Raw genomic sequence first — 24430 nt, forward strand, 5'->3', positions numbered from 1 at the left:
TGGCTGGAGGCGCTTGCATGCACACAGAATTAACTACTGTCGCCTTTCTTCTTATTACCTGCGTGATCGCTCACGCTGACGAGGCGGTTTCCACCGAGCCTCACGATCGCCAATCAACGCCTGCGATTGCCGCAGGAGGGCAAGCAACTGGGCAGTTCAGTTGGCAGGATTTCGGAGAGAGAGCAGTCCTGATTCATTCTTCAGGATCAGCGATCTACTTCCGTAGGATATCTACGCCGGAAGCCGGTGAGAACGCGAAGTGGCTTGGAGTCACGGAAGTTAGTCAAGCTCAGTGGCTCATGGTGATGGCGGATTGCCCTTCGGAGCACACGGGGTCTGAGTTGCCCGTAACGAACGTCAGTTGGTACGATGCCAACGACTACTGCGACTCCTTCAAGGACCTTCCTGTCAGAATTCGGCTTCCTTCTGTCTCAGAATGGGAAAGCGCCTGCAACTGTACCGGATATCCGGATTTCGAGGAGGCGCCAGCGCCTTTCTGGGCATGGTATCAACCCAATAGCCCAGATGGTCCTCATCCGGTCGGGACAAAGCCTGCGAATCCAAAGGGATTCTACAACATGCTGGGGAATGTGCAGGAATGGTGTCTGGATCAAGATCAGATGCGAATGGGGATGAAGGAATTCAAGGGCCAAGACATCCGACAGTGCAAAGGGGGTGAATGGGGGCTGCCAAATGATCTCCACCTCAATTGCGACACGACATGGGCCTTGCACGCAGGCGACTCGAATAGCCACATGGGATTTCGCATCTTGGCGGAGATGAAGGAATCGGCGGTCAAGTAGCCGGGGAATACTGGCAGGAGATCGAGACCGAAGCCGGCCTCTCCGAGGTCGAAACCCAGGCGTAGATGGCTCTCCAAATCACCGGAACCTTTGATAGCAAGCCACACAACTCGCGCGTCGGGGTTGCGCTTCGGGCCTGATTGGATTCTAACATCTGCCCGGACCGTGCGGTCCGTTGTTTGACCGACCCTCCGCGCGAGGACCGCAACTCGTTGATTTTGCGCACCTTACAGGCCATTCTGCTCGTCGCCGTCATGGCGGTGTGGGGAGAGGCACGGGCGGCCCCCGAGGTCCATTTGCCGCTGTTTCGTGTGCCGTCGGGGGCCGAGGTCGATCGGCTGATGGTGGCCGCGACCGATACGAGCCCACCGCTGCAGTTGGACGTCCCGGGGATCGCTGAAGTCTGGCGGATGAACGAACTGGTCATCGCCGGATCGGCTCCTCCGAATGAAGAGGCGTTGCGTGCACTGCGGAAGGAAGGCGTTCGCACGCTGATCAGCATCGACTTCGCTCCGCCGGATTTCTATGCGGCGGCAGCGCATGGAATGGCTTACGTCCACGTCCCGATGAGGTACGGGCACATCAACAGCGGCGAGCTGTACAATCTGCTCCGAGTCGCCAGTTGGATGGAGGGCAATTACTACATTCACGCCGCCCCGGGAGAAATCCGCGCGCTGCCCGTGGCGGCAATCACGGCGGGGTGGCTGGAAAATCGCAGTTCCGAACGAGCGCTTTTCCTCCTTCGCCGCGCGGGCTATCCCATCTCCAGGTCCGCCGTGTGGGCCGATATTGCCGGGCCTTATTACTACATCGATCGGGCTCGAATCGATTGGGTGCCGGAGGACTTTCCCGAGAAGGTCGGAATGCCCCCGACGATCTGGTGGATGCAGCACATGAACGAGTCGTTCGCCGTGCTGCGCGAGGCGGCGCGTTTCGGATGGGATGCGCCTCCGAACTACACGGAGACCTCCCCCGCGGCGGAAGCACAGAGCATTGCGCAGAGCCTCGAACGCCTTGGTCTGCTGAGCGGGGATTCGGACGCACACAAGCGAGAGCTCATGGAGCAAGCGGCGCAGAAGGCGCGTGCGCTTCAGGAAGCTGTCGAAATCAAGGACAGGCAGGCGATCGGCGAGGCATGGGAGGGACTGAAGTTCTCGTGTCTCGAATGCCATATCGCATACCGCGACGTGGAGTAAGCGCGGCCATCATTCACGCCCTGAGAATACAATCGCCCCCGACCGTTCGGCCGGGGGCGATTTTACTTTCCGATGGTAGTCCCAAGGGGATTCGAACCCCTGTTTCCGCCGTGAGAGGGCGGCGTCCTGGACCGGGCTAGACGATGGGACCCCAATCCTATGAAGAGAAACTTGTTGGCTGGGGAGGGAGGATTCGAACCCCCGACATCTTGATCCAGAGTCAAGCGTGCTACCAGCTGCACCACTCCCCAGCAGGAGGGCCTGCGACATCCTTGCCGCAAGCGTGTGAAGGTCATTACGGAGACCCTTGCGGCTCGTCAAGGCTAGAATCCGCGTTTTTTTCGCCAAACCGGCGGAACCAGATGCCGGTACACTCGGGCAAAATCGCCAACTGCTCGTCGCGGACTCGATCGGCCAGGATGTCGCCGAAGAAGAATCGCGTCAGCCGTTCAGCCTCGTCGACGGACTCGAATCGATAATCGGTCCGAATGGCATGACGAGAGAAGCCGTACTCCTCTTCGAAGGCTTGATAGAACTCCGCCAGCCACGGCACCGGAGGAGCAGGCTCGGTATTTCCGGTGCCGAGGGTCTCGATGATCACGGCTCCTCCGCCGGGACGCAGAACGCGGCGAATCTCCGCCATGACCGCTGCGAGTTTCTCGCCCCAGGCGTCGCGATACCACCCGGCCAGGTGCCCGAACGTCCAACCCGCCAGGACGAGATCGGCGCAGTTGTCCTCGCAGCGCAAAGCAGCATTGTCAGCCACGGCAAGCGTCCAGTTCTCGGGAAGGCCCGCGAGGCGTTCGCGCGCGACGGCCAGCATGGCATCTGCGGCGTCGAATGCCTGAACCGATCGAGCAAGCGGAACGATCTGGCGCGTCAGGCGGCCGGTGCCGGCCCCGAATTCGACGACGTCGCATCCTGCCGGGTCGGCGATCTCTCGAATTGCGCGGAGCAGATTGCCCTGGAAGTCCTCCCTCGAAACGAGGAGGTCGTAGTCGTCTGCCTGGGTGGCGTAGATTTTCTGAAAGTCGGCCATGAGGGTTGGTCCTGATTCGTGGTCTTGGCATGTTATCGTTCCGAAACCCCTGATGAGAGGATCAAGCGCGGGAGGTTACAAGAGAAGACTTTCCGCGGCTCTTGCGATGCCTCTATTCCGCTCTAAGGCGTCCGCTTCCGCTTGCCACTGTTGGGCGATGCGTCTTTCCATCGCGGCGGAGGTCGTCATGATTGCGTTTGTTACCGGAGCGACCGGCTTTGTCGGCCAGAATCTCTGCGAGCGCTTGCGCCGCGAAGAGTGGGAGGTTCGCGCGCTTGTCCGAAAGACCTCCCGGACGGATTTTCTGGAGAAGATCGGGTGTGAGTTTGTTCAGGGCACGCTTGAGTCCGAGAAAGCCATTGGACGTGCGACGGCCGATGCGGATGCGATCTTCCACCTGGCGGGACTGACGAAAGCGGTCCGCCCGCAGGAGTTTATGAAGGTCAACGCTTCGGGTACGAAGCATGTCCTGCTCGGCGCGCACGAGGCGGGCTTCAAGGGGCGGTTTCTGCACCTCAGCAGCCTCGCGGCGGCAGGCCCGGCAGTCGAAGGCAAGCCGCGTACCGAGGATGATCTCCCCGCGCCGGTCAGCCTTTACGGGCGCAGCAAGCTGAAGGGCGAGCAATTCGCCGCACGCGCACGAGAGGCCTTTCCCGTGACGATCCTTCGCCCCGGCGCGATCTACGGACCGCGGGAGCACGAAATCTACGAGATCCTGAAGCCGCTGAAGAAGACGGGCATCTCTGTGTCCGCCGGTCCGGATATCGACCTTCAGATGACGCACGTCGACGACGTGGTTTCTGCGCTCGTGGTCACAGCGAACGATTCCGCCGCGGCAAACCAGACGTATTTCGTCAACGATCCGCAGACCTGGCCCTACTCGCGCGTGATGGAGTTGATGGGCGACGCGCTCGAACGGCGCATTCGACAGATTCGTATTCCGCTGGCTGCGGGTTGGGCAGTGGGTGCAGTTCTCGATACCGCCGGACGAATCGCCGGTCGGCCGCTCTCTCCGTTCGGACGCGACAAGATGCGCGAACTGGCCGCAGGATCGTGGATCGCAGACAGTGGAAAGCTGACGCTCGAATGCGGGTGGAAAGCTCAATGGGCGCTGCCCGAAGGACTGCGCCAGACGATTCGCTGGTACCGCGAAAACGATTGGCTGTAAGCGCTTAGCAGCGTTCCTCCAGGTAGTCCTGGACAACGTAGAAGACGCAATTCAACCCCGCCAGCAAAACCGCAATCACGAGATAGAAGAGCAGGACGACGAGCGACTCGCCAAAGCCCCTTTGGTGATTTCCGAACATGCCTTTCAAGAAGGCGAGCACTCCGTAGCCGGTCGAGCCAATCGCTCCCAACATGACAAGGATTCGACAGAGCGGAAGCACGAACTCATACATCCAAGGCCCACGCTTTCCGTACACACCGCCTGGAGAAGGTGCGGGCGAACTCGCCATCTGAGCGACAGACCGCAAGTCCGTGCCGCAGTCGCAGAATTCCACCTCGTCAGGGTGCTTGCGATAGCAGGAAGGACAGGTCTTCATAGGTCATCCTCAAAGCTGGTCTACGGCACTGCCGCCAGTTCGTCCTGTGCGGCGTTGACATCTTCCGCCGAGGCGCCCGCTGCTTCGGCTGCGGCGATGGCCTGCAGATATATCGCGCGTGCTTCGGGGTAAGCGTGTGTCAGCGCCAACGCCCGGGCGTCGTGCAGCAATTGCATCCACTCCGGCGGATGCAGGAGTTCCGGCGGGTAGCTTGCCTTTCGTTCTGCAAGCACGCGCTCCATCGCTTCGTGCAGTTCCTCCCCCGCCGGGCGCAGGTCATCGAGTGTCAGTCCACTTCCAGGGAATTCCTTCTGCCAATCCGGAAGGGGCGCCACCGTGTCCAGCCATGCGAGGACAGCAGTCGTGAGGAAATCGCCTTCGTCAGTGGTCAGTTCTTCCAATGGTGGCTCGGGCAACGCGGTGACCTTGCCCTGAAGGCCGAATTGCTCGACATACGGATCAACGCGCCGCAGCCGATACGGATGCGTTGTGGGAGCATCGGTCATTTGCAGAATCAACTCGCTTCGAAGGATCGGCGCGACAACCAGGTCCGGCCGATTGAGATCGTTGCTTCGCAGCGCCTCGATCATGCCCTGGTATCGACTCGTCAACTCCATCGCCAAGTATCGCGGCGGATAAACAGGAGTGTTGAACGCATCATCCTGCAGCCACTTGCTCAAGATCAGCATGTTACGGCCGTTGTCGCGATCGCCTGCGAGCGACTCGTCGATCAAGTTTCTCAGAAGGTAGTAGATCACGCGCCCATTGAAGACGCCTTCGTGACTGCGGACCTCACGCGAAAGCGCCAACGACCAGAGGAAGATCGGCGTCGCTTCCTTGCGAAGTTCCTGGCGCCAGAGGTTCTCGCCAAGATTGAAGAACGCGGCCTGCATTTCCGGAGTGTCAGTCTTGTACGCCGTCCGTTGTGCCTCGATGGACCGAATATAGAAAGGCTCCGCTTCGGCCAGGCGCCCCTGGTCGAGAATTGCAATCGCAAGCGCGTTGTAAAGCGATGCGGTGTCGGGATGATCGGGGCCGAGCCGCTTCAGACGAATGTGCAGCGCGTGCCGCCAGATGGATTCCGCTTCCGGCAGACGTCCGCGCGTGAAGAAGAACTCCCAGGCGACGTCATGGTACAAGGAGCCGATGTCCGGGTGATCTTCGCCCTTGGTAGCGCGATAAATCGCGAGCGCTCGATACTCCAACGGTTCTGCCTCGTCGTATCGCCCAAGCGCACCCAGCGTCATGGCCAACGTGTGTGTCGCATCGGCGACTTCCGGGTGATCCGGGCCGTGATTCTTGAGCGCAATCTCGTAAGCGCGTCGCGCGTACGGTTCTGCCAGGTCTGGGCGACGGTGGAATCGATACAACTGTGCCAGGCTGTGGTTCGTCGCACCAACGGTGGTGGAGTCGGGACCATACAGCTCGGTCTCCAGCTCGAGCAGACGCAGGAACTCTTCCTCTGCAAGATCGTACCGCCCTTCGCCGAAGAGTTGCTGGGCAACGCTTGCCAACGCTTCAACGGTTTCAGGATGCTGCTCACCAAGCAATTCTTCGCGCAACTGCAGCGAGCGTTGGAAGTACGCCATCGCCTCGGCAGCGCGCCCGGCCGCATTCAACGCATCGCCGACTTCCTTGTAAGCACGCGCCGCCTCAGGCGACTCTTCGCCATAGAGTCGCTGATAAAGCGGCAAAGTGGGTGTGGAATACTCCGCCGCTCGATAAGGCTCTCCGAGAGCATCCCACTGATCGGCAAGTGTGAGCGACAACTCCGCCCACTGCGGCTCGAGAATGTTGAGACTCTGGCGATACAACGTGCGATAGGCATCCGCATCGGGATCGAGTTTCTGGTAAGCACTAGCCGTCAGCGCCAGGGCCCGCGCCGTATCCGGATGATCGGCCCCGCGCAGTTGGCGCGTGCGATCGACTGCCTGCTCAAGCAATTGCGTCGCGGATGTCAAATTGTCTGCCCGTGCCGCGGCAACGCCCATTCCGATTAGTGGCTCGGGAAGCGCCGGCAATTGATCATGCACGTCACGATACAGGCCATAGGCGCGCGTGATCTCATCCGTGGACTTACTGCGCGCGAGCAGAACATTCGCCTCTGCGAGCGTTAGTTGATATGGTGGAGGGCCGAGTGAATAACCGGCTTCCGCCAGGCGAGAATGCTCTGCTTCAAGTTCCTTCAGTTCCGTGAAGAGCGGCGCCAGTGCTTCTTCATCGAGCGTAGTGGAAGCGCTCGGGGTGATAGAATCCGGCAATGGCGCTAGTCGTCCAAGCCGTGGTGCCAGCGTTTCTTCGCGCTCTCGCAAAGCAGTTAGTTGTGCCAGCTTGCTTGCGCGCTCCTGGTGAACTTCCAATCGCTGCGCAGCGAGTCGACGCTCAAGGTCTTTGCGCGAGTTTGCCTGTCGCAACCCGAACACCACGACGAGCGAACCGCTCATCAGGATGATCAGGATGATGCTGGCGACCAGGAAGAGCTTGCGCTGCCGGTCTTTTTGAAGACGCAGCACTTCTTCCGCCTCAACGCCTTTGATCAGCTTCTCGCGCTTCTCCTCGTTTTCCACGGCACCGGCAAGCGTCCGTGCCAACTGAAGATCCCCGGCGTACAATGCCTGGTGCGCGTGGCGCTCGAGAACCTGCTGGCGCATTGTTTCTGCGCGTTCGTTGCCGGGCCACAATTGCAGCGCCCGCACAAGTCGCTGCTCCAGTTCCGTCAGTCGCTCGTAAGCGATGATCAACGCGCCGGTGCCTTCGAGGATGTTCTCGATTTCGTTCGTGATCTCCACACTCTCGCGCCGCCGACCTGCACCGCTCAAATACTCCTCAATCGCGAGTCGAAAATCCCGCGCCGAAGCGGGGCGGTCTTCCGGCTTCGTGGCCATGGCCTTGAACGCCAGGGTCGACAACTCCGGCGGACACCAGCTTGGTAGTTCTTCAATCTGATTGTGAACGGCCTGCAGGTAGGCGCCCTGTGCCGTGGGGGCGGTGTGGGGAGGCTTTCCGGCTACGATCGCGTAGAGGATGCCGCCGAGTAGATAAACGTCGGTGTGAAATCCGAGCCCATCCGGCGATTCGCATGTCTGCTCCGGAGCCATGAACGCCGGCGTGCCACACGGATTCGTGGCCGTCGCCAAAGACAGGAACTTCGGCACGTTCTCTCTCGAGTGCATCGGGACTTCCGACTGGATGCTGACGGCCAAGCCCCAGTCCATCAGAAAGACTTCGCCAAAGTCGCCGATCATGACCTGCTGCGGCTTGAGATCGCGATGGATGATTCCCTTCGCGTGCGCGTAGGCAACGGCATTGCAAACGTCGATCAGGATGCGCATATGCCGAGCCAGGTAGGCATCCAGGTTGAAGTCCGCCGCGCGTCGATCGGCGACGATGAGATGGTGCCACGGCGTGCCGCGAACCAGCTTCATCGCCAGCAGCGGTTCCTCTTTGCCGCGAGCCGCCGTGCGCCCAAGATCGTAGACGGGAACGATGTTCGGATGGTCCAGTTCGCCGCTGGTGAACGCTTCCTGCAGGAAAGCGGAAACCTCGCCGGCGGAAAGACACTTCACCGCAACTTCGCGCGCGAGTGAGGACTGCCACGCGCGCCAGATTTCGCCTTGGCCGCCCCGGGCAATGACTTCCTTCAGCACGAAGTCCGGACGATCCTGCTGCGGCTTGCGTTCTTCGAGCCGTTCCGGCAGTTCACCCTCCGCGCCGGCCGTTTCGGTCCCCGGTCCCATTGTCGGCGGAGTGGCCTTGCCGCCGAATGTCGGAATCTCGCTCTTCGAAACCGTCATGGCGTTGGATTCGCCGGACGGCTGCTGGATCGTGTGACGCGATGGCAACGAGGCCAACGCGTCGAATCCCGCCGGGGCGGTTTCGGTGCGCGGAGCTTCGAAGGACAATGTCTGGCTGGGATTCAACTGCGTCAAAGTCGCCATCTGCTCGGGCGACAAAGGCAGTTCCTCCTCCGGCATCTCCGTCGGAGCCTCGCTGAGCTCTTCAGGGTCCTTGGCCATTGATCCCCTCCTGGGGCGGCTGATCGTTTGATGCGTATGATGGGCGCTTGGCGGAGACACGAGCAAGCGGATTTGCCCCCACCGGCATTGACAGGACGTCGGCAGACTCCGCACATTTTCTCCCACGCGAGCGGGCTTGTTAGCGCCGCGGTCAACAAGGGATGAGTGGTATGAGCACCAGCGAGCGGGCCGAAGAGTGGCCCTACGAAGTTGGCGAATTCGTTTGTCATCAATGCGGCAATTGCTGCCGCGGCGAAGGTTACGTCGAGCTGAACAAGAAGAACATCGACGAGATCGCCGAGTTCCTCGGCCTCAGCCGAGAGTCCTTCCTCGACACCTACTGTCAATATGATCGCCCGACCCACAAGTGGCACCTGATCGACCAGTCGGATGACCTAAAGAGCTGCATCTTTCTGGCGCAGGACAATTCCTGTCGAATCAATCCGGTCAAGCCGCAGCAATGCCGAGACTTCCCGGCGCGGTGGCGTCCGGAAAACATCATGGATTTCTGCGAGGGATGGCGCGCCGCGGCGGGCCATCCCCCGGCGAACAAACGCACAATGTCCGAGGACTGAATATGGCGCGGGACGATGGGTGGCGGCCGGGCTATTTGGCCCTGCTGGAGAGTGGTGAACTGGAACGCCGAGCACAGGCGTTGGAGGAGATGCTGGCGGATTGCTGCGTGTGCCCGCGCGAGTGCCACAGCAATCGCCCCGGAGGGGAAACGGGCGGATGTCGCGCCGGCATCAATCCCATCGTCTCTTCCTATTGCCCCCACTTCGGCGAAGAACCTCCCATCTCCGGCAAACACGGTTCAGGAACGATCTTCTTCGGCCTCTGCAATCTACGCTGTGAGTTCTGTCAGAACTACCAGATCAGCCAGGACGTTGCCGAAGCGCGCGGCCACGAATGCACGATCCCACAACTGGCCGATCGGATGCTCGCGCTGCAGCGCCTCGGTTGCCACAACATCAACCTAGTTACCCCGACGCACTTCGTGCCGCAGATCGTACGCGCGCTGCTGATCGCTGCCCGCGGCGGGCTGCATATCCCGATCGTCTACAACACGAACGCCTATGATCATCTGGATGTACTGCGCCAACTCGAAGGCATCGTGGATATCTACCTGCCAGATCTGAAGTACGCCGATCCGGATGCGGCGCGGAAGTACTCGCACATTCGCGACTATCCGACGCATGCCCGCGCTGCACTGAAGGAGATGTTCCGCCAGGTCGGCGATGAAGTTCTGCTGAATGGCGATGGCGCTGCTCGGCGGGGCATGATCATCCGCCACCTGGTCCTGCCGAACGAGTTGTCAGGCACAGAAGACTGCCTGGAGTGGATCGCGACGGAACTGAGCCCGCACGTTTCGATCTCGCTGATGGCACAGTACTTTCCGGCGCATCAGGCGATGAATCATGTGCTGTTATCACGTCGCATCTCGATGCGCGAATACGGTCGCGCGCTCCGCGCCTGCGAGCGCTTCGGACTCGAGAACGTCCTGACGCAGGAACCGATTTCGTCGGAGTACTACCGCCCGGATTTCACTCAGGACGAACCGTTTACGCGGTGAATCACGGAGTACCCACGTTCCACAATCCGGCTGCCTGTTTCGCCTTTGCGATAAGAACAGGATAGCGATCCCCTTTCAAATTGCTCCCCCGGTGATGTCGTATGAGAATCACGGCAGGAGGGATGGTAATGGGACTTCGTAGTTTGCTCTCGCTGCTCGCGCTTCTGATGCTCGGGCCGATTACCGCTCGGGCAGAAGCAACAAAACCCGTCGTTGTGGCAACAACGCCGACGATGGAAGCGCGCGAAGTTGATCCGTCTCTTTCCGAAATCGTCGTGCGGTTCGATCGCCCCATGGCTCCTGGTTCCTGGTCCTGGTGCGGCGGCGGGGAGCACTATCCTGAACTCGCAGGCCAACCATCCTATCGCGACGACCGAACGGCCGTGCTGCCGGTGAAGCTGAAGCCGGAGCGCATGTACTTCATCAACATCAATTGCCCGTCGGCTCAGGGCTTCCGCTCCACGGAGGGTCAGGCAGTCGAGCCCACCCTCCTTCGGTTCACAACGTCGTGCGGCGATGAGATGGTCATGGCGCGCGGCGACAACTACAAGTCGTGGCAGGAGTTTCGCCGCCTCTTCCGTGAACGCTACTCATATTACGAACGCACGGGAACCGATTGGGAATCGGTTTTCGATGATGCCGAAGGGTGGGTTCTACGCTCCCCCACCACCGAGGAATGGTTGCTGCGCGTGTCGATTCTGCTGGCGCCTGCAGAGGACGCGCACTTGTACCTGCGCGATCCTGGCGGGAAGCGCTACAGCACGTATCGCCGTCACGCAGAGTACAACGGCAACATCGAGGATCTGAAGCGCCAGTTGCCGAATCTCCAGGAGCATAATAATATCGTCTGGAGCGCCACAAAGGGGCGCGTGGGTTACCTGGCAGTTCACGCGTGGAACAACGACAACCAGCAGTTGGAGATCATCGCGCACATCATGAAGGAAATGTGCGAGGAAACCGATGCGTTAATCGTGGATGTGCGTGGGAACGGCGGCGGTGTGGAAACCGACGCGCGCGCAATGGCAGGTTGGTTTCTGCAGGAAGACAGCCACTATGCCGGTCACCGCAATCGCGATCCGGAATCGCCAACGGGCTGGACCGACGTGCGCGAGCGTTGGGTGCGCGCAAATCCGCCCGAGCGCCGTTACGAAGGTCAGGTGTTTGTGCTGCAGGGCCCTGTGTGCCTGAGCAGCAACGAGGCATTCCTGTTGATGATGCGCCAGGCACCGCGAGCCGTCTCGATCGGTGCAACAAGCGGAGGAAGCTCCGCCAATCCGCGTTCGTGGCCATTGCCCAACGGCACAATGGTCGTTCTCCCGCGCTGGCAAACGCTGACGCCCGATGGCTCGCCATGGGAAGGCGTCGGCATCGCGCCGGACGTCGAAGTCGATGGCGACTTTCGCGTGAAAGACATCGTGCTGGCGCGGGCGCTCGAAATGGCCGAGACGGCCATTGCGAAATCCGACGACAAACTCGACGAGTAGATTCTACTTCAGCGTTGCGGTGAATTTCCCGATTCGACGGCCGGCTTCGACGAGAAGCGGCTCCGCTGTCGCGAAGCTGCCGCGCACGAATCCGCGTCCGCCGGCGCCGAAAGCCGATCCCGGCACCATGGCGACTTCCTGGGCCTCGAGCAGCTGCTCGCAGAACTCCACGTCGTCCAGACCCGTCTCGCGCACATCCGCGAAGCAGTAGAACGCTCCGCGCGGCATGGGGGTGGGCAGACCTGCTTCGTTCAGCCCGTCGGCAAGGATGCGACGACGACGCGAGTAGCTGTCGCGCATCTCTCGTACATCGGTGTTCACGCGACCCAGCGCATCAATCGCCGCCATCTGGGCCGTGATCGGGGCGCACAACATGGCGTACTGGTGAATCTTCAGCATACCCGCGACGAGTTCCGCCGGGGCAGCGATGTATCCCAGCCGCCAACCGGTCATGGCAAAGGCCTTCGAGAAGCCGGAGACGAGAATCGTGCGATCTCGCATGCCCGGCAGCGTTGGGAAGCAAACGTGTTCGCCCTCGTAGGTGAGTTCGGCGTAAATCTCATCGCTGATCACGAGCAAATCCCGGCCGCGCGCGATGGCGGCGATTTGCTCAAGCAGTTCCTTGGAATAGGTCGCCCCGGACGGATTGTTTGGGTAATTGAGAAAGATCGCCTTGGTGCGATCCGTCACGGCGGCGCGAATGGCAGCGGGATCGGGGCAGTAGTCGCGCTTCGGATCCACGGCCACGGGAACAGGCACACCGCCGGCCAGGCGAATCAGCGCCTCGTAGCATACATAGCTGGGATCGATCACGACGACTTCCTCGCCGGGGTCGAGAATCGCCCGAAGCGCGATGTCGATGGCCTGACTGGCGCCGACGGTGATCAGAAGCTCGTCCCGCGAGTATTCTGCGCCAAACCGGCCGCTCAGGTAGGCAGCGATCGCGTCCAGGCACTCCGGGAGGCCACGATTCCCCGTGTAGCTGGTTGCGCCCTTCTCGAGCGAGAAGATGCCGGCCTCTCGAATCGACCAGGGAGTCACGAAATCGGGCTCGCCGACACCGAGCGAAATCACCTGGGGGCGCGCGGCCACCAGGTCGAAGAAGCGGCGAATACCGGAAGGCGGCAAATCTACAACAGTCTTTGCAAGTCGGTTTGTCATCGCAGGAAACTGGCTTTCAATGAGTTAGCTGTCTGTCAGGGCGAGATCGGAAGGCGTTCCGGCACGGAGTCCTTGAACAGCAGGACTCCGTCTTCCTTATAGCGCTTGAGCACAAAATGCGTCCGCGTCGACCGCACTCCCTCGATTGTGGCGAGGCGCTCGCTGACGAAGGCGGCGACGCTGCGGAGATCGCTGCCGTTGACCGTCACGAGCAGATCGTAGGTCCCGCTCATCAGCGTACAGGAGAGCACCTCGGGAAAGCGAGCGATGCGCTCTGCAATGCGGTCGAAGCCGCGATCGCGCTCGGGCGAGAGGCCGACTTCGACCATGCCGACAACGCGATCGTCGGGCTGGGCCTCATCTGCCGTGATGACGCGATAACCCTTGATCAGACCCCCGGATTCGGCCTCTTCCAGCAGGCGGGCGACTTCCTCGGGCTTGGCCCCCACACGCTGGGCGATCTCTTCCTCGCTCAATCGAGCATTCTCGTGAAGCAGTTTGATGATGCGTTCCAGCATGGACCTGGCCCTCGCGTCGGGATTTTCCGCGTCCTAGCCCGATTACCCGACCTGCGGCAATGGGAGATCGGAATAGATGACAGAGGATTGCCCGAACAGGTGTCGCCGAAAGAGATTCGGCGCCGAAATCAGGATTTCTCATCTTGGATGAAGGGTTGCGTCGGCAGCGCCGTATAACCACGGTTGCTCTGTCATATGGCCTGGCCGCGCGCCAGACCATTCCTACCGTATGAACCTTGGAGGTCACGAATGAGAAGCAGACGATTTGCCCCGCTTTGGATGGGGGTGCTTCTGCTGCTGGGGGTCGCCGCGGCACCCGCGCAGAAGATTTCCGACAACCTGGTTGTCCACCAACTGGACAACGGAATGATGTTCCTGATTTACCCGCGCGAGGGCGCACCGGTGTTCAGCACGGTAATCACCTTCGACGTGGGCGGCTCGGACGAGCAGCTCGGCCAGACCGGCATCGCTCACATGTTCGAACACATGGCGTTCAAGGGAACGCCGAAAATCGGCACGAACGACTACGAAGCCGAGAAGGCCATCATGGCCGAGATGGATGTCGTGGAGGACGAGGCCCAGGCGGAACTGCAGAAGCTGGAGCCGAACCAGGAGCGACTCGACGAGTTGCGCGCACGGCTGGCCGAACTGCAGGAAGAGCAGAGCCAGTACATCGTGAAAGACGAGTTCGATGCGATCTACACGCAGGCCGGCGGAACGGGCCTGAACGCATCGACGGGTTGGGACGCCACGAACTACTACATCTCGCTTCCATCCAACAAGCTGGAGCTGTGGTTCTGGATGGAGAGCGAACGCGCCAAGCACCCGGTGCTCCGCGAGTTCTACAGCGAACGCGACGTCGTCGTCGAAGAGCGCCGCATGCGCACCGACAACGATCCCGACGGCAAGATGTTTGAAGTCTTCAGCTCTGTGCTGTACGACGCGCATCCCTACGGCCAGCCCATCATCGGATGGCCGACGGATGTTCGCAATCTGACGACTGAGATGGCTCGCGAGTTCCGCGCAGAACGCTACGGACCGAAGGCCGCCGTTGCCGCCATCGTGGGTGACGTGGATCCGGATGAAGTCATCGCGCTGGCAGAGAAGTACTTCGCCGATTGGGATGCCCCCGGAAAGCCCCACCGCGTTCCGACCAAGGAACCCGTGAAGAACGGTGAGCGGCGAATTGAACTGCAGAGCGATGCTCAGCCAAAGATGTATATCGGATGGAACAAGCCCGGTATCCCGACGCGCGAAGACGCCGCCTTCTCGCTGCTGGATTCGATCATCAGCTACGGGCGGTCCTCGCGACTGATGAAGAAGCTGGTCCTGGAAGATCACATGGCCAGCGAGATCTACTCGTTCATCGGCCCAGGATCGAAGTACGACAACGCGTTCATCATCGGCTTCAGCCCGCTTCCACCGTACACGATTTTCGATGTGGAGCAGGCGGTTTATGAAGAGCTCGATCGCATCGCCGAAGAAGGCGTCACCGAGCGCGAAATCGAGAAGGTGTTGAATCAGTACGATGCCTACAATCTGCGCGGCCTGCGTTCGAACAACGGCTTGGCCCGTCGCCTTGCCAGCTCCTACACGCTGTACAAGGACCCGTATGCAATCGAGAAGGAACTGGAGCTCTTGCGTTCCATCACTCCGGAAGAGATTCAGCAGGTTGTGAAGGAATATCTGACTCCGGAGCGCCGCGTGGTTGTTTACCGCACAGGCGAGTCGGAAACCGCTGAAGGCCAGGCGGATGGAATGGAGGCAATGCAATGAAGATGACGAAACTGATCAAGAACGCCGGCATTACAATGCTCATGCTGGCCGCGGTGCTGACGGCTGCGTGCTCCTCGATTCCGAGCAGCCCAAGCGATATCGTCTCGCCGCCGTTGGAGTTCTCTCCTCCGTCTCCTGAAATTCGTACGCTGTCGAACGGCATGCGTGTCTACTTGTTGCCGAATGATGAACTGCCTTTGATCAATGGTACGCTCGTGATCCCGGCCGGTGAACTGGCGGATCCCAAGGCCAAGAAGGGCCTCGGCCGCATCGTCGGCGAGACAATGCGCATGGGTGGCACCACGAATATTCCGCGCAGCGAACTGGATGAAGAGCTGGAGTTCCTGGCCGCTTCCGTGGAATCGCGAGTCAGCGCCCGCACGATCAAGATCAATATGGGCGCCCTGTCTCGTGACACCGATCGCGTGCTGGATATCATGGCGGACGTCGTGATGCATCCGGCGTTCCCGGAAGAGATGATCACGCTCTCCAAGGAGAGCATCAAAGACGAGATTCGCCGCCGCGCGGACGATCCGATGGAATTGGCGGCTTATGAATTCCGTCAACGCTTCTACGGCCCCGAGAATCCGTTTGCGTGGGAACCCACGATGGAATCGCTTGATTCGATCACCCGCAATGACATCGTGAAGTGGCACCGTGAAAACGTCGGCCCGAAAGACGCCTGCATTGGTTTCTCCGGCGACTTCGATCCCGACGAGTTGATGCAGAAGCTCGAAAAGGTCTATGGCAATTGGGACGGCTCGAATCAGATCGAATTCAAGTATCCCGAGCCGATCAAGTCCGTGAATCCCGGCGTTGCGGTCATCAACAAGGACCTGACGCAAACGACGCTCCGCATGGGTCACCAGGGCGTGACGCTGCACCATCCGGATGAGCTGACGATCAAGGTATACAACGAGATCTTCGGCCTTGGCGGATTCAGTTCTCGCCTGATGCAGGAAGTGCGCAGCAATCGCGGCCTTGCCTACAGCGTCGGTGGCGCATTGTTCGACGGCAAGGGCGGCGGAATCTACATCGCCCTGACACAGACGAAGAACGAGACCGCGCGACTGGCCTTCGACGTGATGGTTGATGTCATGGAGTCGATGCGCGAAGCTCCGGTGACCGAGGAGGAACTGCAGCGGGCGAAGGATTCGCTTCGCAACTCCTTCGTCTTCCAGTTCGACAACGTTCACGAAATCGTCAACCGCCAGATGGACCTGGACATGGATGACTATCCGGCGGACTACCTGGAGACGTACCTGGATCGTCTGGATGCCGTGACGGCTGCAGATGTTCAGCGCGTCGCCCAGGAACTGACGCATCCGGACCAGATGCTGACGGTCCTCGTTGGCCCCGCGGATGAGCTCGAATCCGAGTTCGAGAGCCTTGGCAATGTGACTGTGAGTGAGCCCGAATAAGAAATGACGACTCCCGCGCCACTGCCCACGGAACCGGTGAAGAGCCCCGAGCGGCTGCGGCGCGAGGAGTTGTTTCTCTGGCCGTGGCGGATCATTCTGATTGTTGTCACCATCGCGAATGCGATCTACGCAGCAATCGGAATGACCGCCTCGCCGGAGCGACTGGAAGACCTCGCAACGAACACGATCCACGCCGATCTGCAATTCGCCGGCGTGGCATTTCTCAGCATTCAGTTGATCTACTATCTTTGGATCAGTTGGACGTTTCGGCGCCTGCGCGATTGGGGAATGATCGTGTGGGCGCTGGGTCTCTTGAGCACTCTTGCCAGCGCACGATTCCCGATCGGTTGAATCACTCCTCGAGCAGTTGGCGATTCCTTACCAGATAAAGCGTACCGGATATCAAGGTCAGGATGACCGTAATGATCAGCAGTGCCTGCAAGGTCCAGTGGAAGATCTGGTCCGCGGCCCAATTGCTGACCAGCGGATTCTCCCACATGCCGTAGTGCCGCAAAAACTCGCGCGCCGTCAGGAAGACGAGCGTCGTGATGATCGTCGCAAGCTGCCACCCGGTCTTGTGTTTGCCCCAACGATCGGCGGCAATCACAATGCCTCTCTTCGCGGCGACAGTCCGCAGACCGGTGACGAGGAACTCGCGGCAGAGGATGATGATGATCAACCACGAGGGAAAGAGCTGAAGTTCCACGAAAGCCACGAATGCAGACGTGACGAGGAGCTTGTCCGCGAGCGGATCCAATAGGATTCCGAGCGTCGAAACCTCACCCGTCTTCCTTGCAATGTAGCCGTCCAGCCAATCCGTGATCGACGCGGCGATCACAAACAGTAAGGCCACGAGCCGAAACCAGGCATAGAAGCCAGGCTCCTCGGGGAACGCACCGCCAACAAGCAGCGCGACCAGGAAGAACGGAATGATGAAGATGCGGCTGAGACTAAGTTTATTCGGTAATGTCATTAAGTCGCCTGTCCAAGGGCGGACTCAGTCACAACGGCAAGGTGTGTCTGATCCTCGATCCGCACCTGAAGCTGTGTTCCCACGGTGGATTTGAGCGCGTCGACGAATCCCATCCCGATAGCGCGATCGATTCGCGGGCTGCGCGCTCCGCTTGTAACGAAACCAACGGGTGTGCCGTCAACCTCGATGGGGTCGCCCTTTGATGGGATCTTCACGCCGTCGAAGCGCAATGTCACGAGACGCCGGCTGAACTCGCCGCATGTGCTGTGGAGCAACGCGCGCTTTCCAAGGAACTTGCGCTTTGTGAAGTCCACGCGCATCGCGGCGCCGATCTCAATCGGCGTCGTGTCGTCGTCGATTTCGCGGCCATAGCGCGGCACGCCGGCTTCGAGACGAAGAACGTCCAATGTCAACCAACCGACAGGCACAAGACCCATCTTGGAACCGACCGAGTAGATGCGCTCCCACACGCTCTCGACGTAGAGCGAACCCGCATAGACTTCGAAGGACTGGCTGCTGCCGATCTTCCGGTTAAAGACAAGGCAACGGGCCTGGCCAATTTGCACGATAGAGGTGGTATTCGGTTCCGGTGGGGGTGATCCGTCGAGGACGGATGCATCGAGAATGGAACGCGCAAGAGGACCTCGGATATCGAGCGCCCCCTGAGTGACGCTGGAGTCGGCGACTTCGACGTCGAACTCCTCCATCTCGTCGCGCAGCCACTGATGCACCTGCTGGCGAGCGCCACCGTGACTGTGAATTAGAAAGAATTGGTCGCCCTTGTAGATCGCGACTTCATCGATGATGCCACCGCGCTCGTTGCACATGAAGCAGTGTGCGAGTCTGTTCTGCGGCAGACGTTTGAGATCGATTGTCACGAGGCGATTGAGCGCTTCTTCGCGCTTTTCGCCACTGACTTTGAATCGTCCCTGGTGACAAAGATCGATCAGTCCAGCGCTGTCTCCAAGCGCATCGTACTCAGCTTCCACGGAGCTGTAATAAGCGGGGATTTCCCAGCCGCCTTCTTCGATGAATCGCGCTCCGTGCGCTTCATGCCAACTGCCAAGGGGAGTCCTGCGGCCAGCCATGATAATCGCCATCCTTGCGAACGAGAATCGTGCGCGGCCCGGAGGCCTGAATAGGAAGTGTGCCCAAACGAACGGCCGGGCGCAAGTCCACTTGAACCCTATTCGGTGCTTCTATCGGCGGGGGACAAAAAAAGAGCGGGCCGGGGAAATCCCCGGCCCGCAGGCATTCCGGATCGGCTCGGTTTGATCACGGAAGAGCCAACGGAGAGTCGTACTGGGTGATCTTGAGGGTCTTCAGGCGAACCGTGGGGTTCTCGTCCGGAACGTTTGCATAGATGTCGTACATTTCGAAGGCGATCGCCATCGGCAGGGTGTCGACCTCGGGCGGCGTGGCTGCCCAACTCGTGTAGGTCTTTGCGCCGGAGGCATTGTAAGCCGCGTCGGTCGCATCGCCGGCGGCCGCCGTCATCGTGAAGTAATACATCCACTCGAGATTCTCGGTGGCGAGACGGAGACGGATAACCGGTGTGCGGGCAGCAGCGGTCGCATCGCTGGTCACCGTGGCTTCGATCTTGTACCACTTGCTCTGGTTGGCGACGAGACCCTGGCTGGAAAGCTGGCCAAATGTCGAGAACCAGGAGCCGTAGGAGAAGATGCCCGTGCCGGACTCGTAGGTACCGCCGGTCTGGATGCCCAGGCCGTCGGCGTTCGAGTAGGTGACCTGCTTGCCCGTCAGGTTATCGGCCTCGTGCTGGAACACGTCAACGTCCGCACCGGTGAAGGTGTGATCGTAGATGACCGTCTCACCCGTCAGCGTGGCCGGATCGACGACATTCTCATTCAGGTTCTGCAGGTAGATGCCTTCATTCGGCGCACCAAGCAGGAACAGGAACAGGTCGGCGGCGACGTTGAAGCCGTCGGGGCCGACGCCGTTGTTGTTCGTGGCCTGCACGTGGTTGAGCAGACGCATCGTCTTCGGGGTGGATTCCGGAACGACCTGAACGCCATCGGCACCGTTACCGGGCAGATCCTGGAACAGAGCGTAGGAGGCGTAGAAGCTGTCGCCGGAGTCCGTACGAATACGAATGGGGGGGACATTGAAGCCGGTCGCGTCGGACTTCATCTTGAAGTCGGTGACGTAGATCATGCCGGTGTTCGGCGTACGCCAGACGGTAGCGGGGTTGTCCTTGTGCCCGTACCAGAAGCCGAAGGAGTCCATCACTTGGCCTTCGATCTTCGCACCTTCACCGGCCACGGCAGTACCAACCGGCAGGCTGCCACCGACGGGAAGAATAGCCTCGTAGGTCCAGTTCGGATCGGCACCGGTCGTCTGGAAGTCGGTGCTGATCGGGAATCCGCTGGAAGTGATGTCCAGAATCAGGGTTGCACCGCCCGGGCGCGTCTGGCCACCGGGGACAACCGAATTGCCGCTGGCGTCAGAGATGCCAAGGAGGCCGGTGTTGTTGTCGATCGCGGAAACCAATTCCAGCGTGACCGAACCGGTCGCGCTTGGATCGATGGTCGCCTGTATTGTTGCGATCTGTGTCTGCGAAGCGGCGTTAAAAGTCTCCGCCGGAGAGACGCTGGAATACAACACGCCGCGGTGCTCGACGACGTCGCCGGTGATCGCACCACCGGTGGCGCCCGAACGGCTCAGGGCGTTATTGGCATAAACGAAGTTTCCTGAGGCAAGGCCGGAGGAACTGGTCGAGCCCAGAATATCCAGCTTGTCATCGTCGGCCTGGGACACGCGGACGGTGAAATTGGCGCCCGCCACGTCGCCGGCTGCATCCAGGTAGATGGGGATATTGACGGTCTCGCCCGGCGCGCCGGACATGGACGTCGTACCGAATGAGAAACTTTGCGCGGAGGCCATCGAGCTGACGGCCAAAGCTACGACGCCCGCCTGGGCCAGTAGCTTGGTGATCTTGCGAGCCGATCCTGTCATCATTTTCTCCTCGAACTGAGTCGATGTTTCGAGTCAGAGCCGAGATCCGACCCTGTTTGAAACCACTGAAATTGAACGTCCTGCTTCTGTGTACGCTCTCACGTCCCCAGCCTCGCCCAACGGCGAATAGCCGTCAATCCGAAACAAGACAATACGCGGTTCATATAGAACCACGCCCTTTTAGGGGTTTACTAACGCAAGAAGCGTCCCTCCCTCAACAGTTTTCCACACTTCTTGGCATTTCCTTCTGTGATTCAATTGATGGGTAAAAACGGGGCTGGCGTCAAGTTCAAAGCAAACAGAAAAACGCCTGTTCAGGACAAAGCTATGGATAGCGGCGGAATTCCGCTTCAATCCTGCGGAATTCCACCCCAGTTGAAGAGATCGATCGGCCCCAGTTCCAGAACCTCACCGGCCGAATATCCCGCAACCACAACGGCAATCCCAACGAGGAGCCCCAACATCAAACTGGCCGCAAAGACGTCGATATTCAGATCAGGGGCGATCTTGGTGATTCCGAAGTGAATCCAGGGGATCGAGATGATGGTGGAGATCGCGAAGTAGGGAATGGCGTACCAGATCCCGATGTTCATCAGGTCGATCAGCGGCATCGTCACAAGTCCTCCCACCCCGGCCAGCGCCAGCAGCACGATCCAGGACATGAATCCTTTGACCCGGATGTTCTTGCGGAAAATCAGGCAGCCAATGGCCACAAGAACCGCAGAAAGCCCCCAGACGATCGCCAGATACAGGGGGGAGCCGATGTTAATTCCCATGAAGACTATGGATGCGCTCATGTGGCGGACTCCTCTATCTCAGGTCGGCACAACAAGGTCGCGGAGCGCATCGGCAAGCCGGTCCACTTCAGCTTCCGAGGTTTTGTGCCCCATTGTAATGCGTAATCCGGCGGCGGCACGCTCACTGTCGAGCGGAAACATTGCTTCCAGTACCGGCGAAACGGAAACGACGCCCGTGGAACAGGCTGATCCGGGCGAAACGTCGATCCCGCGCTGATCGAGCGCGATCGTCAGATCGGTCCCCTCGAATCCAGCGAAGGAGAGGTTCAGAAACCCCGGCAGACATTCGCCCTCTCCATTTCGAAGGAAGGCCACTCCGCGAGCGGAAAGTCTCTCCAACAGGCGTGTCTCCAGCTCGCGCAGCCTCTCTGCACGCTCCTGCTGCTCCCCCACCGCCAGTTCGGCTGCGTGAACGAATGCTCGAATCAGCGCCACCGGCGGGGTCCCGGCGCGGCGTTCGTGCTCATGCGGCCCACCGGTCAATTGGGAGACGAGCCGATGTACCAGGGGCCCGACCAGGCACCCGGCTCCCGGGGGTCCATATATTTTGTGAGACGAGAAGACCACAAGGTCGGCGCCGAGCTCCTCGCAGTAGATCGGCAGCTTGCCGAGGCTCTGTGAGGCATCGCACAGCCAGACTGCGCCGGTTGATCTGCGCCACTGCTGCGCCATTTGAACATCCTGAACAACGCCTGTCTCGTTGTTCGAGTGCATCAGGCACAGCAGGTCGACAGGGGCATCGGGTAAGTCAACTCGCCCGTCCGATTGCACCGACAGTTCGATGACTTCCGCACGGCCAGCTTCAGCGAGCGTCTGCACGGTATCGCGCACGCAGGAGTGTTCGATCGCAGAGGAGGCAACTCGCGGCGGCCGATCCGTCGAATCGACGAATCCGCGCAACGCGAGGTTCGCGGCTTCCGTTGCTCCGGATGTGAAGATGATATCGCCGGGATTGGCGCCGATGAGAGAGCCAAGCCGCTCTCGCGCATCTTCAAGCAGACGCCGCGCGCGCTGGCCGGATTGGTGAATGCTGGACGGATTGAGGGCCTCTGCCAGATCGGTGCAGAGGCCCTCGGAAACTCGCGGATCCATCGGCGTGGTGGCCGCGTAATCGAAGTATGCGCGTGCGGTTGCCATAACAGACCTTTTCTCAGGCCAATGGCGCGCCGCGCAAGGCGCTTTGTTGTCAGTCGCTCGAATCTCCGTCGCCCTGGAAGGGCAATGTGATCGGAACCCAAAGGAGGCGGACGTTCGCTTTGCCGTTCTTGCGGCCCCAGCCAACGATACCCCACAGTGGACCGTGGCGCGAATCCGTCCAGTGCTTCGCTCCGTCTTCGCGCTCTGCCAGATCCGTCCACAGAATTCCCGACAGCAGCAAACGAATGCGGGCCTCGTCGCCTTCATCCCGCTCCAAGACATGCACGTTGATCAAGCCGAGAGAACCGAAGAGCGGACCGTGAAGGCCGACCGAAACGGAGTCGTCGCTGTCCTCGACGTCGACACCGAGATCGAACCAAAGGACTGTCCCGATCATGCCGCCGAGCGCGAGGGGGGCGCCCATGTACCCCTTCACCTGGTCCGGAACTTCTTCATCATCGATGATGTCGGTGTCCCTCACATCGAATGTCAGGTAAGCGGGACCAAGACTCCACAGAACTTGCCAGAATCCGAAATCGGCCTTCTCGTCCACGTCGGTTGGGGCTGTTCCCTTGATCTTGCCGAAGAACAGCGGAATGCCGCAGGCCTCAACCTTTGTGCGGTCATCCGGCCAATTCTCGTGACTCGCTCCAGCCCAGAAGGGCGACCAGTACACCTTCTGCTTCGCCTCGGGTGAGGCGGAATCAGGTGTGTAGATCGTCTGCGTGTGGCTTGCTCTGATGGGAAGCAGGAGGAACGGAAGTCCAAGCCCATTGTAGCCGAACGATGTGATTTCAAGCTCATCGGCGGACTTGAAAACCTTGGTTTTGTTGTAGAGGTTATCCGGCAGAAGCCAGAGGATCTCCTTCTCCTGGCGCGGAAAATCGCCGTCTTCATCGGGCGCGATGTCCTGCCAGACGGACAGGGGAACCTTGCCATCATCATTGGGAATCGGCCGATCGGGGAAACCCTTAGTGGTCACACTGCTTGAACACCCGGACGCAAACAGCAGAACGACAATAACGGCGATAAGCCAGCCAAGGGTTCGGCTGGAATCACAGCAGCGGCAGCATTTGAACATAGTACGCCTCCATCGGTATCTGAACCTTCTGGTCAGTCATCTTCCCCGATAACCCATGATCACATTATTCGGTTTGCGTGGAAAAGCCTTCAAAATCGGGCCTCGCCAAAAAAAGAGCCCTCCTCGATGAGGAGGGAAATCGATGGCGGAGGCGGAGGGATTCGAACCCCCGGTACCCTCTCGGGCACGGTCGCTTTCAAGGCGACTGCCTTCAACCACTCGGCCACGCCTCCGCGGAGGGGAAGTCGTAGCCAACAACGCCCGCGGCGATCAAGCCAATTGAGCCGCCGCGGCGAGAAATGCTCGGAGTTTCTCGGGATCAAGCCGGCCGGAGGTCCGTACACCGCTGCATACGTCGACTCCGAACGGGCGAACGATCGAGATGGCCTCGGCCACGTTTTCCTGATTCAGGCCGCCCGCCAGATACACGGGACAGTCCACCGACTCACGGATTCGCGCGCTGATCGTCCAGTCGTGAACGCGACCGGTTCCGCCGAGTTCCGGGGTGGTCGCCGAGGGCGTCCCCGTGTCGAGAAGCAACGCGTCGACGTGCGGTGCGATTGCTTCCGCGTCGCGCAAGGATTGCTCAGATTCGACGTGCAGAACCTGCACGAGTCGAATGCCAGGCAATTCCTCACGCAACACGGCATAATGCGCCGGATCGATCCGTCGACAAAGCTGCAGCGCGCCGGCGCAACAACGGCGTTGCTGCGCAATGAGTTCGTCACCGGATGTCAGGCTTGTCAGCAAGAACGATGTGACGCCGGGAGGAGTCATTCGCGCAATGGCGGAGATTGTCGATTCGTCGATCACGCCGGGGCCACTCGGCATCGCGGAAACGAGTCCAAGCGCCGATGCGCCCGCATCGATCGCGAGGCGAGCCTCTTCGACCGACATGATGCAGCAGCTCTTGACGCGAATCGGCGTCATGCGAA

Annotated in this window: 21 protein-coding genes and 3 tRNA genes; 9 read left to right on the forward strand and 15 right to left on the reverse strand. The window is 60.2% G+C overall.

Annotated elements, in window-relative coordinates:
• The first annotated feature begins 17 nt into the window (after positions 1 to 17).
• Together KQI84_03375 and KQI84_03380 are read left to right on the forward strand one after the other, a co-directional pair.
• On the forward strand, positions 18 to 803 hold the full coding sequence (locus tag KQI84_03375) for a formylglycine-generating enzyme family protein (protein ID MCB2153901.1): 786 nt from the start codon (positions 18 to 20) through the stop codon (positions 801 to 803).
• 212 nt (positions 804 to 1015) lie between these two features.
• Positions 1016 to 1999 carry a cytochrome c gene (locus tag KQI84_03380; protein ID MCB2153902.1) on the forward strand — a complete coding sequence of 328 codons (984 nt, stop codon included), beginning with the start codon at positions 1016 to 1018 and terminating at the stop codon, positions 1997 to 1999.
• A 73-nt stretch (positions 2000 to 2072) separates the two neighbouring features.
• On the opposite strand, the gene KQI84_03385 is transcribed toward KQI84_03380, so the two are convergent.
• From KQI84_03385 to KQI84_03395, 3 genes are all read right to left on the reverse strand, one after another.
• Positions 2073 to 2150, reverse strand: a tRNA-Glu gene (locus KQI84_03385).
• 24 nt (positions 2151 to 2174) lie between these two features.
• A tRNA-Gln gene (locus KQI84_03390) sits at positions 2175 to 2250 on the reverse strand.
• A gap of 44 nt (positions 2251 to 2294) precedes the next feature.
• Positions 2295 to 3038, reverse strand: coding sequence for a class I SAM-dependent methyltransferase (locus tag KQI84_03395; protein ID MCB2153903.1), 744 nt, complete (start codon positions 3036 to 3038; stop codon positions 2295 to 2297).
• A 187-nt stretch (positions 3039 to 3225) separates the two neighbouring features.
• Here KQI84_03395 and KQI84_03400 point away from each other — a divergent pair, with 187 nt between their 5' ends.
• Entirely contained in the window at positions 3226 to 4206 is a 981-nt protein-coding gene (locus tag KQI84_03400; GenBank protein MCB2153904.1) for an NAD(P)-dependent oxidoreductase, read from the forward strand.
• A gap of 4 nt (positions 4207 to 4210) precedes the next feature.
• Here KQI84_03400 and KQI84_03405 read toward each other — a convergent pair whose 3' ends face one another.
• Both KQI84_03405 and KQI84_03410 read right to left on the reverse strand, forming a co-directional pair.
• Positions 4211 to 4582, reverse strand: coding sequence for a hypothetical protein (locus KQI84_03405; GenBank protein MCB2153905.1), 372 nt, complete (start codon positions 4580 to 4582; stop codon positions 4211 to 4213).
• A gap of 20 nt (positions 4583 to 4602) precedes the next feature.
• On the reverse strand, positions 4603 to 8598 hold the full coding sequence (locus KQI84_03410; protein ID MCB2153906.1) for a serine/threonine-protein kinase: 3996 nt from the start codon (positions 8596 to 8598) through the stop codon (positions 4603 to 4605).
• Positions 8599 to 8768: 170 nt separating this feature from the next.
• Between KQI84_03410 and KQI84_03415 the strand changes: the two genes are divergently transcribed.
• From KQI84_03415 to KQI84_03425, 3 genes are all read left to right on the forward strand, one after another.
• Positions 8769 to 9173: a YkgJ family cysteine cluster protein gene (locus KQI84_03415; protein MCB2153907.1), complete on the forward strand. Its 405-nt coding sequence runs from the start codon at positions 8769 to 8771 to the stop codon at positions 9171 to 9173.
• 2 nt (positions 9174 to 9175) lie between these two features.
• Complete coding sequence (locus tag KQI84_03420) at positions 9176 to 10171, forward strand: radical SAM protein (GenBank protein ID MCB2153908.1); 996 nt, start codon at positions 9176 to 9178, stop codon at positions 10169 to 10171.
• Between the two features lie 128 nt (positions 10172 to 10299).
• On the forward strand, positions 10300 to 11655 hold the full coding sequence (locus tag KQI84_03425; protein ID MCB2153909.1) for a hypothetical protein: 1356 nt from the start codon (positions 10300 to 10302) through the stop codon (positions 11653 to 11655).
• Between the two features lie 3 nt (positions 11656 to 11658).
• Here KQI84_03425 and KQI84_03430 read toward each other — a convergent pair whose 3' ends face one another.
• Positions 11659 to 12816, reverse strand: coding sequence for an aminotransferase class I/II-fold pyridoxal phosphate-dependent enzyme (locus KQI84_03430; GenBank protein ID MCB2153910.1), 1158 nt, complete (start codon positions 12814 to 12816; stop codon positions 11659 to 11661).
• A 35-nt stretch (positions 12817 to 12851) separates the two neighbouring features.
• Positions 12852 to 13334, reverse strand: coding sequence for an Lrp/AsnC family transcriptional regulator (locus tag KQI84_03435; GenBank protein ID MCB2153911.1), 483 nt, complete (start codon positions 13332 to 13334; stop codon positions 12852 to 12854).
• Between the two features lie 249 nt (positions 13335 to 13583).
• Between KQI84_03435 and KQI84_03440 the strand changes: the two genes are divergently transcribed.
• Genes KQI84_03440 through KQI84_03450 form a run of 3 tightly spaced genes read left to right on the forward strand, consistent with a single transcriptional unit; the run spans position 13584 to position 16882 of the window.
• Entirely contained in the window at positions 13584 to 15110 is a 1527-nt protein-coding gene (locus tag KQI84_03440) for an insulinase family protein (GenBank protein ID MCB2153912.1), read from the forward strand.
• Positions 15107 to 16531: an insulinase family protein gene (locus KQI84_03445; protein ID MCB2153913.1), complete on the forward strand. Its 1425-nt coding sequence runs from the start codon at positions 15107 to 15109 to the stop codon at positions 16529 to 16531. The genes KQI84_03440 and KQI84_03445 overlap by 4 nt, the downstream gene beginning before the upstream one ends.
• 3 nt (positions 16532 to 16534) lie before the next feature.
• Positions 16535 to 16882, forward strand: coding sequence for a hypothetical protein (locus KQI84_03450; GenBank protein ID MCB2153914.1), 348 nt, complete (start codon positions 16535 to 16537; stop codon positions 16880 to 16882).
• Position 16883: 1 nt separating this feature from the next.
• Here the strand turns inward: KQI84_03450 and pgsA are convergent, their stop codons facing one another.
• The 8 genes from pgsA to KQI84_03490 all read right to left on the reverse strand — a co-directional run bounded on the left by pgsA (position 16884) and on the right by KQI84_03490 (position 24425).
• The gene (gene pgsA / locus KQI84_03455) at positions 16884 to 17504 is read right to left on the reverse strand and encodes a CDP-diacylglycerol--glycerol-3-phosphate 3-phosphatidyltransferase (GenBank protein MCB2153915.1); all 621 of its coding nucleotides are present in this window, start codon (positions 17502 to 17504) and stop codon (positions 16884 to 16886) included.
• Positions 17504 to 18592, reverse strand: a complete 1089-nt coding sequence (locus KQI84_03460) for an aminomethyltransferase family protein (protein ID MCB2153916.1) — start codon at positions 18590 to 18592, stop codon at positions 17504 to 17506. Before KQI84_03460 ends, pgsA begins: the two co-directional genes overlap by 1 nt.
• Positions 18593 to 18779: 187 nt before the next feature.
• A complete protein-coding gene (locus KQI84_03465) occupies positions 18780 to 20483 on the reverse strand; it encodes a hypothetical protein (GenBank protein ID MCB2153917.1) in 1704 nt (567 codons plus the stop codon).
• Between the two features lie 347 nt (positions 20484 to 20830).
• Positions 20831 to 21277 carry a hypothetical protein gene (locus KQI84_03470; GenBank protein MCB2153918.1) on the reverse strand — a complete coding sequence of 149 codons (447 nt, stop codon included), beginning with the start codon at positions 21275 to 21277 and terminating at the stop codon, positions 20831 to 20833.
• A gap of 18 nt (positions 21278 to 21295) precedes the next feature.
• A complete protein-coding gene (locus KQI84_03475) occupies positions 21296 to 22414 on the reverse strand; it encodes a cysteine desulfurase (GenBank protein MCB2153919.1) in 1119 nt (372 codons plus the stop codon).
• Positions 22415 to 22463: 49 nt separating this feature from the next.
• Positions 22464 to 23495 carry a hypothetical protein gene (locus KQI84_03480; protein MCB2153920.1) on the reverse strand — a complete coding sequence of 344 codons (1032 nt, stop codon included), beginning with the start codon at positions 23493 to 23495 and terminating at the stop codon, positions 22464 to 22466.
• A 143-nt stretch (positions 23496 to 23638) separates the two neighbouring features.
• Positions 23639 to 23728, reverse strand: a tRNA-Ser gene (locus KQI84_03485).
• Between the two features lie 37 nt (positions 23729 to 23765).
• On the reverse strand, positions 23766 to 24425 hold the full coding sequence (locus KQI84_03490; GenBank protein ID MCB2153921.1) for a phosphoribosylanthranilate isomerase: 660 nt from the start codon (positions 24423 to 24425) through the stop codon (positions 23766 to 23768).
• Positions 24426 to 24430: the final 5 nt, after the last annotated feature.

It is taken from the genome of bacterium, assembly GCA_020444065.1.
In the GTDB taxonomy this organism is placed as follows: domain Bacteria; phylum Sumerlaeota; class Sumerlaeia; order SLMS01; family JAHLLQ01; genus JAHLLQ01.